The following is a 16,471-nucleotide window of genomic DNA, read 5'->3' on the forward strand; positions in this document are numbered from 1 at the left end:
GCAATTCGTCATTCTCGACCTCGTGAGCGAGGAACGAGCGGAGAGTGTCGGGAATCCATGCCGGAATGGAGAAGAGCTTCGGCGGTACTGAACGCGCGTCAATATCGGGACCGGCCGCGATGTTCATGGTTACGGCCAGCGGTAACGTTTGCGATTTGCGGTATCGCCCTTCCCTTCGTCATCCTCGGGCGTAGCACGAGCGAAGCGAAGGGCGGAGACCCGGGGATACATGCCGGAACCTCAAAGAAGAACACAACGGTGCAGAATGCTGCGGCCAATGGGTCCCAGATAACCTTCGCTTCGCTACGGTTTCCGGGATGACGACGTCAGGGCAGCCTCCGCCAATCACCAAGGTCGATCTTGGAAGCGCTGAACTCATTTCCGTTATCTCGAAATCGAAGCCCGTTTGCAGAATTTCTGCGCCGCCCTACCTTGCGTAGAAACCCTGAAGCAGCACGGAGTGCACCTCCATGACCAAAGCCGACCTCTCCGACATCTACCGCGGCTACATCGCCTGCCTAAACAAGCAGGACTGGGCGAATCTGGGGCGGTTCGTTCATGAGGAGGTTCATTACAACGGCGAGCAGATCGGATTGTCTGGCTATCGCGAGATGCTGGAGGGAGATTTTCGGTCGATTCCGGATCTCTATTTCGACATAAGGATGCTGATTTCGCAGCCGCCGCGCATAGCGAGCCGCTTGCAGTTCGACTGCACCCCGAAAGGCATCCTGTTCGGTCTCCCCGTAAACGGGAAGAGGGTCTCGTTTTCCGAAAACGTCTTCTATGAGTTTCGGGAGAACCGCATCGAGAACGTATGGTCGATCATCGACAAGGCCGCCATCGAAGCGCAGCTTTCGAACTCACAGTGAGGTTCTGGGCCTCTGCCTAATACCCCGCCTCGCGGTTCACCACGTTCTGCAACGCCTCGCCGCGCTCGAAGGCGTCCATCTGCGCCAGCATGGGGGCTGCGAGATGGGCGGGGTCGGAGGTCGCACCGGAATGCGGCGTCACGAACACCTTGGGATGCGACCACAATGGGCTGGTCTTGGGCAGCGGCTCGACCTCGAACACGTCGAGGCTGGCTTCCTTCAACGTTCCGTCTTCCAGCGCGCGGACAATGTCCACGTCCTTCTGCAGCCGCCCGCGCCCGGCATTGATCAGCACCGCGCCGCCTAGCCCGTTGCGCCGCCGCAGCTGGCGCAGCAGGCCGTAGTCGATGATGCCCTTGGTCGCCGGCGTCAGCGGCAGAAGCACGACGAGGATATCGGTGGCGTTGAGGAAGGGCACCAGCCCGGCATCGCCGTGATAGGTTTCGACGCCGGCCATCGGGCGGTCGGTGCGGCCCCAGCCATTGACACGGAAGCCAAGCCCGAGCAGGACGCTTGCCGCCGCGCGCCCGAGTTCGCCCAGGCCCATGATGCCGACCGAAATGTCGCGCGCCAGCCGCTGCGGCGGCTCGTGCCAGATCTTCTTCTGCTGCTGGTTGCGGAAAAGCGCGCCCTGGCGGTGATGATCCATGACCCGCCACACGATATATTCGACCATATGCTGGGTGAGATTGTCGGCCACCACGCGCACGATCGGCACATCGGGCAGGCCGGGATCGTTGAAGAGATGATCGACGCCGGCGCCGATCGAGAAGACCGCGCGCAGATTGGGCAGTTTCGCCAGGATGTTGGCCGGCTGCTTCCACACCACCGCATAGGTGATGGACTGGTCTTCCGGCCCATCCGGTTTCAGCGCCACCTCGCGGCTCGCCGACAAAAGCTCGTGCCATCGTTGCGGATTGAACCCGGTGACCGAAAGCAGGATGCGGCCTTTCTCCATGCCAGACGTTTCCCCGTTCTGTTGCTTTTCTTGTTTGTCTACTCGCTGACGACGCCGACCGGCGCGGTCTCTATCTTGAACGCGGCCGACATCAGGGCGCGAGTATAGTCCGACTGCGGCTGTTCGAAAATCTGGCGGGAGGGGCCGGATTCCACGATCTGGCCGTTGCGCATGACGATGACGTCGTTGGCGAGCGCCCGGATGACCTTCAAATCGTGGCTGATGAAGAGATAGGCGAGGTCGTGCTTGGCCTGCAGCTCGCGCAGCAGATCCACGACCTGCGCCTGCACGCTCATGTCGAGGGCCGAGGTCGGCTCGTCCAGCATGACGAAGCGCGGCTTCAGCACCATGGCGCGGGCAATGGCGATGCGCTGGCGCTGGCCGCCGGAAAACTCGTGCGGGTAGCGGAAGCGCGTTTCGGGATCGAGGCCGACTTCGTTGAGAACGTCGACCACGCGCTTGTCGCGCTCGGCGTCGGAGAGCTTCGGTTCGTGGATTTTCAGCCCTTCCTCGATGATGTCGGAGACCGACATGCGCGGGCTGAGCGAACCGAACGGGTCCTGGAAGACGATCTGCAATTCGCGCCGCAACGGGCGCATGTCGTTGAAGGAAAGCTGGTTGATGTCGCGGCCGTTGAAATTGATCTTGCCGCTGGACGATATCATGCGGGCCAGCGCCAGGCCGAGCGTTGTCTTGCCCGAACCGGATTCGCCGACGACGCCGAGCGTCTGGCCGGCGCGCACTGTCACATCGATGCCGTCGACCGCCTTCACATGATCGACGGTCTTGCGGAAGAACCCCTCCTTGATGGGAAACCACACCTTGATGTCCCGGCCGGACATGACAGTCTTGGCCGTGTCGTCGGCGAGCGGCGGCTTGCCCTTGGGCTCGGCCGCCAGAAGATGGCGGGTGTATTCGTGCTGCGGGTTGGCGAAAATGTCCTTGGTCGGGCCGGTCTCGACGATCTTGCCCTTGGTCATGACGCAGACGCGGTCGGCAACCTTGCGCACGATGCCGAGGTCATGGGTGATGAACAGCATCGACATGCCATTCTTTTTCTTGAGGCCGTCGAGAAGCTCGAGGATCTGCGCCTGGACGGTGACGTCGAGCGCGGTCGTCGGCTCGTCGGCGATCAGCAGTTGCGGCTCGTTGGCGAGCGCCATGGCGATCATGACGCGCTGGCGCTGGCCGCCGGAAAGCTGGTGCGGATAGGCGTCGAGGCGCTTCTGCGGATCGCGGATGCCGACCTCGTTGAGCAATTCCAGCGTGCGGACACGCGCCGCCTTGTCGGCCATCCCGCGATGCAGCTTGAGGATTTCGATGATCTGCTGCGAAATCGTGTGCAGCGGATTGAGCGAGGTCATCGGCTCCTGGAAGATCATGGTGATCTTGTTGCCGCGCACGCGCCGCAGATCCTTCTCGCCGAGCGCGAGCAGGTCGGCGCCGTCGAACATTATCTGCCCGGACGGGTGGCTGGCCGACGGATAGGGCAGCAGCTTGAGCACCGACAGCGCCGACACCGACTTGCCCGAACCGGATTCGCCGACCAGCGCCACCGTCTCGCCCTTGGCGATGTCGAAGGAAATGCGGTCGACAGCGGTCTGCACCTTGCCGCCCTGGGCGAAGGCGACGGAAAGGTCGCGTACGGAGAGGAGGGGGGAGGTCAAATGGCGGCCTCGATGTCGGTCTTTTTGAAATCATCGCCCTTGAACAGGAGCGGTTCGTTTCGCGCCTTTGCGAGCGCATAGGCAAAACAGTCGCCGAGATTGAGCCTGGCTTCGTGGTTGCCCTTGCCGAACTTCTGGTAGGCCTCGCGGGCGAGATAGGCCTGCTCGGGCGTGACCGTCGCGATCTCGATCGCCAGGGCTTTCAAGAGCTCATCCAGTTTTCGCGACTTTGCCTCCGACTTCATCTGATCGACGCGAACCGTTGCTTCGAGGAAATTGACCGGGGACATCACCGGACGCCGCTGCGATTCGATGAGCATGTTCTCCATGCGCTCGCCATCCGGCTCGTCGAAAATGATCGCAAGAAGTGCCGACGCATCCACGATCACGTTGGCAGTCCCCATTCGTCATACAGGTCGGAGTGATCGCTGGTGACGCCTTCGGGAACCGGCCCGAAGCTCTTGACGATCTCGCGAACGCGCCGTTTGCGCTCTGCAATATCCCGTTGCAGATGCAGCCGTGCGATCTCGGCCTCCAGTGCCTGCTCGATGGCACCCGTCATGCTCTGTCCGGTCTCGTCGGCGAGCTGCCGCGCCAGTCGCTGTGCCTTTTCGCTCTTGATGTTCATGCCCATGATCGTCTCCATGGTAGAAAACTATCCAAATTATACCATGAACGAAAAATCATTTGAACGTCTTCCTCGGGTCGAAGGCGTCGCGGGTGGCTTCGCCGATGAAGATCAGCAGCGACAGCATCAGTGAGATCACGACGAAGCCCGACAGCGCCAGCCAGGGCGCGTTGAGGTTGCGCTGGCCTTGCTTGAGCAGCTCGCCGAGCGAGGCCGAGCCGGGCGGCAAGCCGAAGCCGAGGAAGTCGAGCGAGGTCAGAGTCGAGATCGAGCCGTTGAGGATGAAGGGCAGGAAGGTCAGCGTCGCAACCATGGCGTTGGGAAGCAAATGGCGGAACATGATGGTGCGGTTGGGCACGCCGAGCGCGCGGGCCGCGTTCACATATTCGAAATTGCGGGCGCGCAGGAATTCGGCCCGCACCACGCCGACGAAGGCGACCCAGGAGAACAGGAGCATGATGCCGAGGAGAATGAAGAACCCCGGCGGCAGGATCGCCGAGATGATCAGCAGCAGGTAGAGCACCGGAATGGCCGACCAGATCTCGATGAAGCGCTGGAAGAGCAGGTCGGTCCAGCCGCCAAAATAGCCTTGCATGGCGCCGGCCGAGACGCCGATGAGGGCGGAGCCGGCGGTGAGGATCAGGCCGAACAGAACCGAGATGCGGAAGCCGTAGATGGAACGCGAAAGCACGTCGCGGGCCTGGTCGTCGGTGCCGAGCCAGTTCCAGTTGCCGATGTTGCAGTTCTCGTCATCGACCCCTTTCGGGTAGCGTGCGCAGCGCGTCTGCTTGTCGTACATCCAGGAAGGTTTCGCGGGGGCGGCCTCAGGGACTTCGTTGTTCACCGTGCGGTAGTGGTAGCGGATCGGCGGCCAGATGAGCCAGCCGTTCGACGTGATCTCGTCGCTGATCACCGGGTCGCGGTAGTCGGTGACGGCATAGAACCCGCCGAACTTTTCCTCGGGATAGTCGATCACCGCCGGAAACAGGATTTCGCCCTTGTAGGAGGCAAGGATCGGCCGGTCGTTGGCGATGAATTCGGCAAACAGCGACAGCACGAACAGGACCAGGAAAATCCACAGCGACCAGTAGCCCCGGCGGTTGGCCTTGAAATTCGCCCAGCGCCGCTGGTTGAGCGGCGACAGCCACGGCTTTGAAACCGGGCGGGTGGTGACGTCCTCGATGACGGCCATCAGACGTCCCTCCGCTCGAAATCGATGCGCGGGTCGATCCATGTATAGGTGAGATCGGAAAGCAGGCTGACGAAGAGGCCGATCAGCGAGAAGATATAGAGATTGGCGAAGACCACCGGGTAGTCGCGGTCGAGGATCGACTTGTAGCCGAGCAGGCCGAGCCCATCGAGCGAGAAGATGTTCTCGATCAAAAGCGAGCCGGTGAAGAAGGCCGAGATAAAGGCGCCTGGAAAGCCGGCGACGACGATCAGCATGGCGTTGCGGAAGACGTGGCCGTAAAGCACGCTGCGCTCCGTCAGGCCCTTGGCGCGGGCGGTGACGACATATTGCTTGCGGATCTCATCTAGGAAGGAGTTCTTGGTGAGCAGCGTCAGCACTGCAAACTGCGACAGCACCATGGCCGTCATCGGCAGGGCCAGGTGCCAGAAGTAGTCGAGTATCTTGCCGCCCAAGGAGAGCTGGTCCCAGTTGTCGGACGTGAGCCCGCGCAGCGGGAACCAGTCGAAGAAGGAACCGCCGGCAAACAGGACCATCAGCAGAATGGCGAATAGGAAGGCCGGGATCGCGTAGCCGATGATGATGATGCCGCTGGTCCAGGTGTCGAAAGTAGAGCCGTCCTTGACCGCCTTGCGGATGCCGAGCGGGATCGAGATCAGGTAGGAGATGAGCGTCAGCCATATGCCCAGCGAGATCGACACCGGCATTTTCTCGAGAATGAGGTCGAGCACGCCGATATCGCGGAAATAGCTCTGGCCGAAATCGAAGCGGGCGTAGTTCCACAGCATCAGGCCGAAGCGTTCGAGCGGCGGCTTGTCGAAGCCGAACTGCTTTTCGAGCTTGGCGATGAATTCGGGGTCGAGCCCCTGCGCGCCGCGATATTTCGATGAGGTCACGCCGCTGGCGTCGAAATTGGTGACGCCGGCATCGGCGCCACTGCCGCCGGAGATGCGGTCGCTCGAATCGCCGCCCTGTCCGGTCAGCTTGGCTATGACCTGCTCGACCGGACCGCCCGGCGCGAACTGCACCACCGCAAAGGAAATCGCCATGATGCCGAGCAGCGTCGGGATCATCAGCAGAATGCGCCGGAGGATATAGGCGCCCATCAGGCAAATCCCATCGAGGAACTAGAAGGGGCGCAGTCCCTTCCCAAAACTATAAACCTAGGCTTTGCCAATCGCTGCCGCCTTGTCCTTGTCAAACCACCACATCGCTTCGACCGGAAAGCCGAAATCTGGTTTTGGCTCCTTGTAGCCGAACATGTCCCAGAAGGCTGCCCGGTGATTCGCCAGGTACCAACTTGGAATCCAGTCTTGCCGCGCGCGCAAGACCCGGTCGAGCGCGCGCAGTGCCGTCGTCAGCGTTTCGCGGTCTGTCGCAGTGCCGGCGATGTCGACCAGGGCATCTATGCCGGGATCGGTCGTTCCGGGCAGATTGCGCGAGCCAGGAAGGGTGGCAGAGCGCGAATGGAAAATGCCTTCGAGGCTTTCGCGCGTCGGCGTCGCGTCGAAGGACACGGCCATCACGATCAGGTCGAAATCGAATTCCGCCTGCCGCGCTCCATATTGCGCCGAATCGACGCTGCGGATCGAGGCATCGATGCCGATCGCCTTCATGTTTTCGATCCAGGGTGAAGCGATCCTGATCCAGCCTTCGTCATCGACGAGCAGTTCCACGCTGAGGCTCTCGCCCTTGTCGTTGGCGAGGAATTGGCCCGATCGTTTCCAGCCGGCCTCGGTCAGAAGTTTTGAGGCAGCGCCAAGCAGCTTGCGGTCGCGTCCCGAGCCGTCGGACACCGGCAGCACCACGGCCTCGCCGAAGGTCTCGTCCGGTATTTTTCCGCGCAGCGGCTCCAGCAGCGCCAGTTCTTCAGGCGAGGGTGTGCCTTCAGCGCGATAGTCCGACTTCTCGAAACAGGACTGCGAACGATCGTAGGAACCGTAGAACAGGTTGCGCTTCGTCCATTCGAAGTCGAAACACATGTTGATCGCCTGCCGCACGCGCCTGTCGCGGAAGCGCTCGCGGCGCAGGTTGATGGCGGTAGCCTGCATGGAAGGACGCTTCTCGGCCGGGAATTCGCGCTTGACGACCTTGCCCTGATTGAGGGCGGGAAAATCGTACCCCGTCGCCCAGACGCGGGCGGTGAATTCCTGCCGGTAGAGCACGTCGCCCTTCTTGAAGGCCTCAAAGCCGGCCTGCCGGTCCTGGTAGAATTCGATTCGGATGCGGTCGAAATTGTAGAGGCCACGGTTGACCGGAAGGTCCCGGCCCCAATAGTCGGCAACGCGCTCAAATTCGATGGTCTGGCCGGGAGAGACACGGCCGACCTTGTAGGGCCCGGAGCCGAGCGGCGGCTTCATATTGGCGCTGTCGAAGGAATTGGCCTCGAAATAGGCTTTCGACACGATTGGGAAGCCGGCCACATTGAGGATCGTGCGGGCCGACTGCTTGCCGGAAAAACTGAGTTTCAGCGTGCGGGCGTCGACGGCGACGGCTTCGGTCATCTGGGCCAGCGGCAGAAGCAGGTCGGGGTGGCCCTTGTCTTTGTAGATGTTGAAGGTGAAGGCGACGTCCTCTGCCGTCAGCGGCGTGCCGTCGTGGAACTTCGCCTCAGGGCGCAGCGCGAATTCGAATGTGTTGCGGTCGTCCGAAAGGGTCACGCTCTGGGCGAGCAGCCCGTAGACGGCGTCTGGCTCATCGAGCGCGCCGGTCATGCCGCCGGTCATGAGCGAATCGAAGCACATTTCCATGCGCGGCGGCGCGTCGCCCCTGGCGGTGAACGAGTTCAGCGTGTTGAAGGTCAGCGGGCTCTGATTGTAGAACCAGTTGGGCGGCGAGAAGTTGAAGATGCCGCCCTTCGGCGCGTCGGCATTGACGTAGTCGAAATGCGCGAAGTCGGCCGGATATTTGAGGTCGCCGAAGGCTGAAAGCCCATGCAGCCTGGTGCCGGTGGGCGTTTCAGCGAAGGCAAGGCCGGGCAGCAGGGGTGCTGCGACGGCCGATGCGGCCCCGGCCAGAAATGTTCGTCGGGCGAGCCTTGCCGCCATCAATTGCCGCTCTTGTATTTTGCGGCCAGCGCCTTTTCCTTCTCGGGGTCGATCCACCAGGAATCGATGTCGGGACCGACATAGTCGGGCTGCTTGTCGGGGACGCCGAATTTGTTCCAATAGGCCAGCCAGACATCCGGCCGGCTGAACTGCGGCATGTAGTAATAATTCCACAGCAGCACCCGGTCGAGCGCGTGGGTGGCGGCGACGAGGTCTTCGCGGTCGGTGGCAAAGATGACCCGCTCCACCAGAGCATCCACGGTCGGGTCCTTGATGCCGGAATAGTTTCGCGAGCCGGGAGAATCGGCTGCCTTGGTGCTCCAGTAATCGCGCTGTTCGTTGCCTGGCGAGCTCGATTGGGCAAGAACCGTGGTTATCATGTCGAAGTCGAAATCATTGACGCGGTTTATATACTGGCTGGTGTCGACGATGCGCAGCGAGGCGGTCACGCCGATCTTGCGCAGCATGGCGATGTAAGGGTTGATCGTCGGCTCGACGCCCTGCCGGAAATCCAGGATTTCTAAGGTAAACGGTTCGCCCTTCTCGTTGGTCATCTTGCCGTTCTGGATCTTCCATCCGGCTTCGGCAAACAACGCGATCGCTTTGCGCAGATTTTCGCGCTCGGACTGCGGCGTCTCATAGACCGGCAGCTTGAACTCCTGTGTAAACAGTTCCGGCGGCAGCTTGTCCTTGTACTGGTTGAGGATCTCCAGTTCCTTGCCCTGCGGCAAGCCGTTCGAGGCAAGCTCGCTGCCGATGAAGTAGCTGTTGGTTCGCACGTTCAGGCCGAAGGACTGGGTGCGGTTCATGGTCTCGAAATCGAAGGCGTAGGTAAGCGCCTCGCGCACGCGCCTGTCCTGGAACAGCGGTCGGCGCAGGTTCATCGCAAAAGCCTGCATGTTCTGCAGGCCGGTCGCCTTGAATTCCCGCTTGATGACATCGCCGGCGTTGAGCGCCGGGAAGTTGTAGACGGTCATCCAGCGGCGCGCGCTGGCTTCCCGCTCGATGTCCTCGATGCCGCCCTTGGTGAAGGCCTGCCATGCGGCGGTTTCGTCAAGGAAGTACACGTAACGACGGCGGTCGAAATTGTTGCGCCCGACATTGACGCCGACAGTGGCCGACCAGTGGTCGGGAACACGGCTCCAGATGATTTCGGAGCCTGCCTTGAAGCTCTCGATCTTGTAGGCGCCTGAGCCGAGCGGTGCTTCCAGCGTCGGCTTGGTGATGTCGCGCTTCTTGCCGTTCTTGTCCGTGCCTTCCCACCAATGCTTGGGCAGCACGGCGAGGTCGCCCATGATCTTGGGCAGTTCGCGGTTGCCTTTCTGGTCGAAGCGGAATTCCACCTCGCGATCCGAGATGGCGACCGCCTCCTTCACATTGACGTAATAGCGGCTGTATTGCGGGCTGTTGGCCTTCAGCGTGTTGAAGGACCAGATGACATCTTCGACGGTGATGGGCGTGCCGTCGTGCCATTTGGCGCGCGGATCGAGCCGGTAGGTCGCCGAGGAATAGTCGTCCGGGTATTTATAGGCCTCGGCGATCATCGCATGGCTGACGCCGGGCTCGTCGATCGACTGCTCCATCAGCATTTCATAGAGCAGGCCGCCACCGAAGGGGGCGAAGCCGGCCGCAGGCGATCCCTGCACGATATAGGGGTTGAAGCTGTCGAACGTGCCCGTCGCGATGCTGTTCAGCGTGCCGCCCTTGGGGGCGTTCGGGTTGACGTAGTCGTAGTGCTTGAACTCGCTTCCGTATTTGGTGTCGTCGCCGAGCGTGGACGATGTTCGCCATTCGTCGGCCGATGCCGAAAGAAGACTTGCCGCGAGCAGGGCCGGTAGGAGCCCGAGTTTGCCGATCGTTCGCGTCAATCCTGCCTTCATCGTCATCCTTTCCGTCAGGTCTTCAGTGTAGGGCGTCGCGCCGCAATGGAAACCATGTTTGTCCAGTATTCGCGACCATATGCGAAAACGCTAACAAAAAAGCCGGGTCGAACCCGGCTTTTTCATGATTGTGCGATGATTATTTCGTTACTGCGCAGGTGCAGCCGGCGCCGGAGCAGTACCCTCTGCCGGTGCGGGAGCCGGAGCAGTACCTTCCGCCGGCGCGGCGGGAGCGGCACCCTCAGCCGGGGCTGCACCTTCGGCCGGAGCGGCGCCTGCTTCAGGCAGCGGCTTCGGGCTGTCCGACAGCGTGCGCAGATAGGCGATCAGGTTGGCGCGCTCGTCGTCCTTCTTGATGCCGGCAAAACCCATGGCCGTTCCCTTCACGAAGCCCTTGGGCGAGGTGAGGAAGTGGTTGAGGTTGTCGTAGGTCCAGTGTGTGCCGCCATTCTTCGAGAAGTCCTTCATGCCGGCGGAATAGGCAAAGCCTTCATGCTCGCCGACCGGACGATCGACGAGGTCCCAGAGATCGGGGCCGACCTTGTTGGGGCCGCCCTTTTCGCCGGAATGGCAGGCCGTGCACTTCTTGAACACGGCTTCGCCGGCCTTGGCATCGGCGGTTGCGAGCAGTTCGGCGATCGGCTTTGCCGCCGGCGCTTCAGCGGCGCCGCCGGCTGGCGCTTCCTCGGCTGCCTCGACGATGAAGCCGGGCTTTTCAGGCGCGGGCGAAGCGAAAATCGCATCGGACGCCAGGGAGATCGAAAAGACGACGAAAACGGTAGCCAGGAGGCCGCCGATCAATTTGTTGAATTCGAATGAGTCCATTCGCCCCAGTCTCCCTTGGCCGGCTTGCCAGCGGAAGTGTCGCTTCCGGTGCCGACGGCATTGCGTCCCCACCGGTCGGGACCGGCAGAATTGGGCGGAAACTAGGTCTTTTGCTCGACCGTTGCAACACCTATAAGGGCGGTGCCAGTGAGACCTTTTGCCACTTTAACCGCCGCCCTTTCGGATCGATTTGTAGCTTCCATGTCACCACTCATCCTGATTCCCGCGCGAATGCGCGCCACGCGCCTGCCCGGCAAGCCGCTCGCCGACATCTGCGGCCGGCCGATGATCGTCCATGTCGCCGAGCGCGCCAGGGAAAGCGGACTGGGCCGCGTGGTGGTTGCCACCGACACTGTAGAGGTGGCGGATGCGGTGCGCGCCCATGGTTTCGAGGCCGTCATGACCCGCGTCGAGCACGAATCGGGCTCCGACCGGATTTTTGAAGCGCTGACGACGGTTGATCCCGACGGCGCGGTTGAAACCATCATCAACGTCCAGGGCGACCTGCCGACGATCGACCCGCAAACGATCCGCTCCGCCCTTGCGCCGTTCGAGGACCCGGCGGTCGATATCGCCACCATCGGCGTGGAAATCACCCGCGACGACGAAAGAACCAATCCGAACGTCGTCAAGATCGTCGGTTCGCCGCTTTCGGAAAATCGCCTGCGCGCGCTGTATTTCACCCGGGCCACCGCGCCCTGGGGCGAGGGGGCGCTTTTCCATCACATCGGGCTCTATGCCTATCGCCGCGCTGCGCTTGAGCGTTTCGTCAAGCTGAAGCCGTCGCCGCTGGAAAAGCGCGAAAAGCTGGAGCAGCTGCGCGCGCTGGAAGCCGGCATGCGCATCGATGCCGAGATCGTGGCGACGGTGCCGCTGGGCGTCGACACGCCCGAAGACCTCGAACGCGCCCGCGAAATTCTGTCCAGAAAAGACAAGGCCTGACCATGCCCGACAAGACCAACCGCATTTCCTTCCAGGGCGAGCCGGGCGCGAATTCCGACACGGCCTGCCGCAACGTCTATCCCGACATGGAGCCGTTGCCGTGCCCGACCTTCGAGGATGCGTTCAACGCGGTCGAAACCGGCAAGGCCGACCTCGCCATGATCCCGATCGAGAACACGATCGCCGGCCGCGTTGCCGATATCCATCACCTGCTGCCCGAATCGAAGCTGCACATTGTCGGCGAATATTTTCTGCCGATCCATTTCCAGTTGATGGTGTTGCCGGGCGTGAAGCGGCAGGAAATCAAGACCATCCACAGCCACATCCACGCGCTCGGCCAGTGCCGCAAATACATCCGCAAGAATGGCTGGAAGCCGGTGGTCGCCGGTGACACGGCAGGTGCTGCCAAGCTGGTGGCCGAGGTGAAGGACCGGACGATGGGCGCACTGGCGCCGCGCCTCGCCTCCAGCCTCTACGGCCTCGATATCCTGGAAGAAAATGTCGAGGACACCGACAGCAACGTTACGCGCTTCGTCGTCCTGACCAAGAACAAGCAATGGGTGGAGCGTCCGAGCCCCGACGCCAAGATGATGACGACCTTCGTCTTCCGCGTCCGCAACGTGCCGGCAGCGCTCTACAAGGCAATGGGCGGCTTCGCCACCAACGGCATCAACATGACCAAGCTGGAAAGCTACCAGCTCGGCGCCTTCACCGCGACGCAGTTCTACGCCGACGTCGAAGGCCACCCGGAAGACCAGGGTCTTAAGAACGCGCTCGAGGAGTTGCGCTTCTTCTCCAAGGAAGTCCGCATCCTTGGCGTCTACCCGGCGAATGACGAGCGCCAGAGCTGGAATGCGATTGACTGAGCTTAAGGCGTCTTAGGCTATCGCATAGGAAGGCCGCCCGCCCCTAACCCCTTCCCATAAAGCGGAGGGCTGTCGCATAAGAATTCGACCCCCACTCCGTCTCGGCTTCGCCGAGCCACCTCTCCCCCGATCGACGGGGGAGAGGAAACGCCGTCCGCAAGGCTGGCACCCCTTCCTCTCCCCTTTTGAGGGGGAGAGGTGGCGCGCGAAGCGCGACGGAGTGGGGGTCGACTGTGCCGTACGCGATTGCCCTGCTAAGGCGATGATCTACAGCCGCTTCGCGAACCAATGATCGGCGTAGGGATTGTCGTTGTACGGCTTGATTTCCGCATAGCCATCGCGCTTGTAGAGCGACTGCGCTTCCCTAAGCGCGCGGTTGGTGTCGAGATAGACCGTTTGCGCGCCCAGCTCGCGGGCTATTTCCTCCAGTTTATGGAGCATGCGGCCGGCAACGCCGAGCCCGCGCGCGGAAGGCGCTACCCACATCCGCTTGATCTCCGCCGTCGCGGCATCGAGCATGCGCACCGCGCCGCAGCCGGCAGGGCTGCCGTCCAGCCTGGCGATCAGGAAGCTGCCGTGTGGACGGATGAACTCGCTGCCGCTCACGCTGTTTCCCTTGCTGGTGTCGAAACCTTCTTCGAAGCGCGTTGCCAGCTCCTCGATATACAGCGCCATGCATTGCTGGGCATCAGCGCTGTTGGCATCTTCCTCGCCGATGGTGACGGCGGCGGCGGTAAGCAGGCGCTCGACCTCCGCCATCGCGGCAACGAGCCGATCCTGCGCTGCCGGCGAAAGCGGTTCGAGAATGGAATTGGCCAGATCGTCCGACAGCTCGTCGTAAGCCGCGTGCTCAGCGCGGCCTTTTTCGGTCAGCGTGGCAAAGCGGCTGCGGGCGTCGCCGTCTAGCTTGTCGACGGAAACGAGGCCGTGCGTTTCGAGCGAACGCAGCATGCGGCTGAGATAGCCTGAATCCAGCCCCAGCCGGGAGCGGAGCGCACCAAGCCCCGCACCTTCCGGCCCGATCTCGAAAAGCAGCCGCGCTTCGCCGAGCGGGCGACCGCGGCGCAGATAGCTGTCTTCCAGCACGCCGATGCGGCGCGTCACTGTGCGGTTGAAACTGCGGATCTGGTCGACTTGCAATTTGCTCATTACCTGACTTTAGTCAGGTAATTTGCGAAGATCAAGATTTATCTGACATTGGTCAGGTAATCTGCCGGCGCAATTCCCTGCTCGATGCTCGTAAAAACCGGTTGCATTTCACTATCAGTTTGCTACAAAGAAAACCGATTTGGTTTTGCAACCGGTTTTGGAGGAATGGAAAAATGGCAAAGCTTATCGTTTGGAACCTCGTCACGCTGGACGGCTATTTCGAGGGCGACAAGAAGTGGGATCTCGATTTCCATAATACGGCCTGGGGACCGGAACTCGAGAAAATGTCGCTGGAGTTCGGGAGCAGCGCCGAGGCCCTGGTGTTCGGCCGCGTGACCTATGAGGGCATGCGCGACTACTGGACGACCACGACGGACGAGGGGCCAGTCAAGGACTTCATGAACGCCCTGCCGAAGCTGGTGGCATCGCGCACGCTCACATCATCAACCTGGAACAACACGCGGGTGACCGCCGACATCGGCGGCGAGATCGCCAGGCTCAAGGCGGACGCCGAGCGTGATCTCTACGTCTTCGGCAGCGCCGACCTCATCCATTCGCTGCTGGAGCAGGGGCTGGTCGACGAGATTCTGTTGTGCGTCGTGCCGCGGCTTCTTGGATCAGGCACGCTTTTGTTCAAGAAGGGGGCTCGCCACGAGCTCACTCTTACCGAATCGCGGCCGCTTTCGAACGGCAGCCTCATCGTCCGGTATTCCGTGACGAAATAGACCGGAGGTCCGGTCGGTTCAGCTCTCGGCCCACGCCCTGATCAGGTGATGCGCAATCGCAGACTTCGGTGGCACAAGAATGCCGCCGGCGTGGTTGCCCGCCAGCATGTCGCGGACCTCGTCGCGGGAAAACCAGCGGCAGTCCTCGAGCTCGGCATCGATGCGGATATCTTCGTTCAGCGCCTCGCCGAAGCAGCCGATCATCAGCGAATAGGGAAACGGCCAGGGTTGGCTGGCGTGATAGACGACGCGGCCGAGCCTGATGCCGGCTTCTTCCAGCGTCTCGCGCCGCACCGCCGCCTCGATTGTCTCGCCGGGCTCGATGAAGCCGGCGAGGGCCGAATACATGCCGGGCGCGAAATGCCGGCTGCGCCCGAGCAGGCATTTTTCCGGCGTCACCGTCAGCATGATGGCGACCGGATCGGTGCGCGGAAAATGCTCGGCATTGCAGTTCGGGCAATGACGCTTGTAGCCGCCGGCGCGCATTTCGGTCTCGTGGCCGCAGCGCCCGCAGAATTTGTGCGTCGAATGCCAGGCAAGCAGCGCGGCAGCCTGCGCCATGGCGCCCACTGCCGACGGGTCGATGAGGCCCTGCATGTTGATCGAGCGGTAGTCGATCGCTTTCACCGTCTCGGGAAGCTGTTCGATGTCCAGCCCGGCCGGGGCCGCCAGCACCGGTCCGGCCTCGGAAAAGCCGAGCAGGATCGCCTGATCCAGCACTGGGCTGAAGGCGGGGATTTCGTCGGCGTTGAAATAGCCGTCGAATGTGCCGTCCGCCAGTTTCAGGAAAAGCCGCCCGTCGCGCACCAGCATCAGCCGCGCGGTCGGATCGGCCAGCGCCTTGCTGGCCGAATCGTCGCTGCGGTTTTCCGACTGGCGATCTATGAGGTTGCCGGCAAAGCCGACGAATTGGCTCGCTTCGCGCTCAGGCGCGTCGAATAGACGAAAAGTCATGCAGGGTCCGATGATGGCTCAAAAGATTACTGTAATGCCGACCGTATCTTCTCGCAAAAACCATGCAGGTCAGACCGTTTATAGGGTTCACGCATGCCGTAGCCCCAGACGGGGCCGGGCCAGCCGGCGTCACCTTCGGATCGCGCTATGACGTGGACATGAAGCTGACGCACGATATTGCCCAGGGCGCCGGTATTGATCTTGGTGCAGCCGGTACTCTTCTTGAGGGCCTGCGCGACCGTGTTGCATTCGAAGGTCAGCATCGCCTGGTCGAGCGGCGTCAGGTCGTGGACTTCTTCGATGCCGGGGCGCTGCGGCACGAGGATAAGCCAAGGCCAGCGGCTGTCATTCATGATGCGCAGCTCGCACAGACCGAGCCACATCAGGGGCTCGCTGTCCGCCTCCAGTCGGGCGTTCAGCTCAAATCCGGCCTTCAGGCCAGGCATCATTGGCGTTTCCTCGAATTTTGCGTGGAGGCTAGAGTGCTGGCAGGCGGCCCGCAAGGGGTTCATGAGCCGTAAAAGCTTTTGGCGGGTGCTTTTGCCTTCGCTCTTGCAATTAATCGCACAATTGCCGATATGAGAGCCGGGAGGTTGGTGGTGGACGATCCACTCGCCAACCGGGTCAGGTCCGGAAGGAAGCAGCCCTAACGAGCCCGGAACGGGTCATGTTCCAGCCTCCCACCTTCTTCGCCCTTCTTCCGCGACATTGACGGCGTCAAGCCGTGCGGGCGAAACTCTGTCCGAGGAATCGGTCGCGCCCGAGCGGCCAA

The 16,471-nt window shown here is 61.9% G+C and carries 16 protein-coding genes and 1 other RNA gene; 5 read left to right on the forward strand and 12 right to left on the reverse strand.

The window, feature by feature from the left end; all coding sequences use genetic code 11:
* Positions 1 to 470 precede the first annotated feature (470 nt).
* On the forward strand, positions 471 to 869 hold the full coding sequence (locus WBQ96_RS15940) for an ester cyclase (RefSeq protein WP_336552148.1): 399 nt from the start codon (positions 471 to 473) through the stop codon (positions 867 to 869).
* Between the two features lie 16 nt (positions 870 to 885).
* On the opposite strand, the gene WBQ96_RS15945 is transcribed toward WBQ96_RS15940, so the two are convergent.
* From WBQ96_RS15945 to WBQ96_RS15985, 9 genes are all read right to left on the reverse strand, one after another.
* Positions 886 to 1,827, reverse strand: a complete 942-nt coding sequence (locus WBQ96_RS15945; RefSeq protein WP_336552146.1) for a 2-hydroxyacid dehydrogenase — start codon at positions 1,825 to 1,827, stop codon at positions 886 to 888.
* A gap of 38 nt (positions 1,828 to 1,865) precedes the next feature.
* Positions 1,866 to 3,494 (reverse strand): ABC transporter ATP-binding protein, encoded by a 1,629-nt coding sequence (locus WBQ96_RS15950; protein ID WP_336552144.1) that lies wholly within the window; start codon positions 3,492 to 3,494, stop codon positions 1,866 to 1,868.
* Positions 3,491 to 3,883: a type II toxin-antitoxin system VapC family toxin gene (locus WBQ96_RS15955; protein WP_336552143.1), complete on the reverse strand. Its 393-nt coding sequence runs from the start codon at positions 3,881 to 3,883 to the stop codon at positions 3,491 to 3,493. Before WBQ96_RS15955 ends, WBQ96_RS15950 begins: the two co-directional genes overlap by 4 nt.
* The gene (locus WBQ96_RS15960) at positions 3,880 to 4,128 is read right to left on the reverse strand and encodes a type II toxin-antitoxin system VapB family antitoxin (protein ID WP_336552142.1); all 249 of its coding nucleotides are present in this window, start codon (positions 4,126 to 4,128) and stop codon (positions 3,880 to 3,882) included. Before WBQ96_RS15960 ends, WBQ96_RS15955 begins: the two co-directional genes overlap by 4 nt.
* 49 nt (positions 4,129 to 4,177) lie before the next feature.
* A complete protein-coding gene (locus WBQ96_RS15965; RefSeq protein ID WP_336552140.1) occupies positions 4,178 to 5,314 on the reverse strand; it encodes an ABC transporter permease in 1,137 nt (378 codons plus the stop codon).
* Complete coding sequence (locus tag WBQ96_RS15970; RefSeq protein WP_336552138.1) at positions 5,314 to 6,417, reverse strand: microcin C ABC transporter permease YejB; 1,104 nt, start codon at positions 6,415 to 6,417, stop codon at positions 5,314 to 5,316. Before WBQ96_RS15970 ends, WBQ96_RS15965 begins: the two co-directional genes overlap by 1 nt.
* A gap of 57 nt (positions 6,418 to 6,474) precedes the next feature.
* Positions 6,475 to 8,358, reverse strand: coding sequence for an extracellular solute-binding protein (locus WBQ96_RS15975; RefSeq protein WP_336552137.1), 1,884 nt, complete (start codon positions 8,356 to 8,358; stop codon positions 6,475 to 6,477).
* On the reverse strand, positions 8,358 to 10,238 hold the full coding sequence (locus tag WBQ96_RS15980) for an extracellular solute-binding protein (protein WP_336552134.1): 1,881 nt from the start codon (positions 10,236 to 10,238) through the stop codon (positions 8,358 to 8,360). The genes WBQ96_RS15975 and WBQ96_RS15980 overlap by 1 nt, the downstream gene beginning before the upstream one ends.
* A 147-nt stretch (positions 10,239 to 10,385) precedes the next feature.
* On the reverse strand, positions 10,386 to 11,063 hold the full coding sequence (locus WBQ96_RS15985; protein ID WP_336552132.1) for a c-type cytochrome: 678 nt from the start codon (positions 11,061 to 11,063) through the stop codon (positions 10,386 to 10,388).
* Between the two features lie 201 nt (positions 11,064 to 11,264).
* On the opposite strand from WBQ96_RS15985, the gene WBQ96_RS15990 reads away from it, so the two are divergent.
* Together WBQ96_RS15990 and WBQ96_RS15995 are read left to right on the forward strand one after the other, a co-directional pair.
* Positions 11,265 to 12,005 carry a 3-deoxy-manno-octulosonate cytidylyltransferase gene (locus tag WBQ96_RS15990; protein WP_336552130.1) on the forward strand — a complete coding sequence of 247 codons (741 nt, stop codon included), beginning with the start codon at positions 11,265 to 11,267 and terminating at the stop codon, positions 12,003 to 12,005.
* A 2-nt stretch (positions 12,006 to 12,007) separates the two neighbouring features.
* Entirely contained in the window at positions 12,008 to 12,871 is an 864-nt protein-coding gene (locus tag WBQ96_RS15995) for a prephenate dehydratase (protein WP_165121609.1), read from the forward strand.
* Between the two features lie 267 nt (positions 12,872 to 13,138).
* Here WBQ96_RS15995 and WBQ96_RS16000 read toward each other — a convergent pair whose 3' ends face one another.
* Entirely contained in the window at positions 13,139 to 14,020 is an 882-nt protein-coding gene (locus tag WBQ96_RS16000) for a bifunctional helix-turn-helix transcriptional regulator/GNAT family N-acetyltransferase (protein ID WP_336552127.1), read from the reverse strand.
* Between the two features lie 173 nt (positions 14,021 to 14,193).
* Here WBQ96_RS16000 and WBQ96_RS16005 point away from each other — a divergent pair, with 173 nt between their 5' ends.
* Positions 14,194 to 14,745, forward strand: a complete 552-nt coding sequence (locus WBQ96_RS16005) for a dihydrofolate reductase family protein (RefSeq protein WP_336552125.1) — start codon at positions 14,194 to 14,196, stop codon at positions 14,743 to 14,745.
* Positions 14,746 to 14,763: 18 nt separating this feature from the next.
* Here the strand turns inward: WBQ96_RS16005 and nudC are convergent, their stop codons facing one another.
* On the reverse strand, positions 14,764 to 15,699 hold the full coding sequence (gene nudC / locus WBQ96_RS16010; RefSeq protein ID WP_336552123.1) for an NAD(+) diphosphatase: 936 nt from the start codon (positions 15,697 to 15,699) through the stop codon (positions 14,764 to 14,766).
* 26 nt (positions 15,700 to 15,725) lie between these two features.
* Positions 15,726 to 16,148 carry an HIT family protein gene (locus tag WBQ96_RS16015; protein ID WP_336552121.1) on the reverse strand — a complete coding sequence of 141 codons (423 nt, stop codon included), beginning with the start codon at positions 16,146 to 16,148 and terminating at the stop codon, positions 15,726 to 15,728.
* A gap of 138 nt (positions 16,149 to 16,286) precedes the next feature.
* On the opposite strand from WBQ96_RS16015, the gene ffs reads away from it, so the two are divergent.
* An RNA gene (ffs, locus tag WBQ96_RS16020) (signal recognition particle sRNA small type) lies at positions 16,287 to 16,384 on the forward strand.
* Positions 16,385 to 16,471: the final 87 nt, after the last annotated feature.

This window comes from Mesorhizobium sp. CCNWLY176, from assembly GCF_037153935.1.
Lineage (GTDB): Bacteria > Pseudomonadota > Alphaproteobacteria > Rhizobiales > Rhizobiaceae > Mesorhizobium_M > Mesorhizobium_M zhangyense.

Coding starts and splice junctions, on each gene's coding strand:
- WBQ96_RS15975 (WP_336552137.1), bottom strand. CDS start 8,358: ATGGCGGCAAGGCTCGCCCGACGAACATTTCTGGCCGGGGCCGCATCG.
- WBQ96_RS15985 (WP_336552132.1), bottom strand. CDS start 11,063: ATGGACTCATTCGAATTCAACAAATTGATCGGCGGCCTCCTGGCTACC.
- nudC (WP_336552123.1), bottom strand. CDS start 15,699: ATGACTTTTCGTCTATTCGACGCGCCTGAGCGCGAAGCGAGCCAATTC.
- WBQ96_RS15970 (WP_336552138.1), bottom strand. CDS start 6,417: ATGGGCGCCTATATCCTCCGGCGCATTCTGCTGATGATCCCGACGCTG.
- WBQ96_RS15980 (WP_336552134.1), bottom strand. CDS start 10,238: ATGAAGGCAGGATTGACGCGAACGATCGGCAAACTCGGGCTCCTACCG.
- WBQ96_RS16015 (WP_336552121.1), bottom strand. CDS start 16,148: ATGATGCCTGGCCTGAAGGCCGGATTTGAGCTGAACGCCCGACTGGAG.
- WBQ96_RS15960 (WP_336552142.1), bottom strand. CDS start 4,128: ATGGGCATGAACATCAAGAGCGAAAAGGCACAGCGACTGGCGCGGCAG.
- WBQ96_RS15940 (WP_336552148.1), top strand. CDS start 471: ATGACCAAAGCCGACCTCTCCGACATCTACCGCGGCTACATCGCCTGC.
- WBQ96_RS15965 (WP_336552140.1), bottom strand. CDS start 5,314: ATGGCCGTCATCGAGGACGTCACCACCCGCCCGGTTTCAAAGCCGTGG.
- WBQ96_RS16005 (WP_336552125.1), top strand. CDS start 14,194: ATGGCAAAGCTTATCGTTTGGAACCTCGTCACGCTGGACGGCTATTTC.
- WBQ96_RS15990 (WP_336552130.1), top strand. CDS start 11,265: ATGTCACCACTCATCCTGATTCCCGCGCGAATGCGCGCCACGCGCCTG.
- WBQ96_RS15945 (WP_336552146.1), bottom strand. CDS start 1,827: ATGGAGAAAGGCCGCATCCTGCTTTCGGTCACCGGGTTCAATCCGCAA.
- WBQ96_RS15995 (WP_165121609.1), top strand. CDS start 12,008: ATGCCCGACAAGACCAACCGCATTTCCTTCCAGGGCGAGCCGGGCGCG.
- WBQ96_RS16000 (WP_336552127.1), bottom strand. CDS start 14,020: ATGAGCAAATTGCAAGTCGACCAGATCCGCAGTTTCAACCGCACAGTG.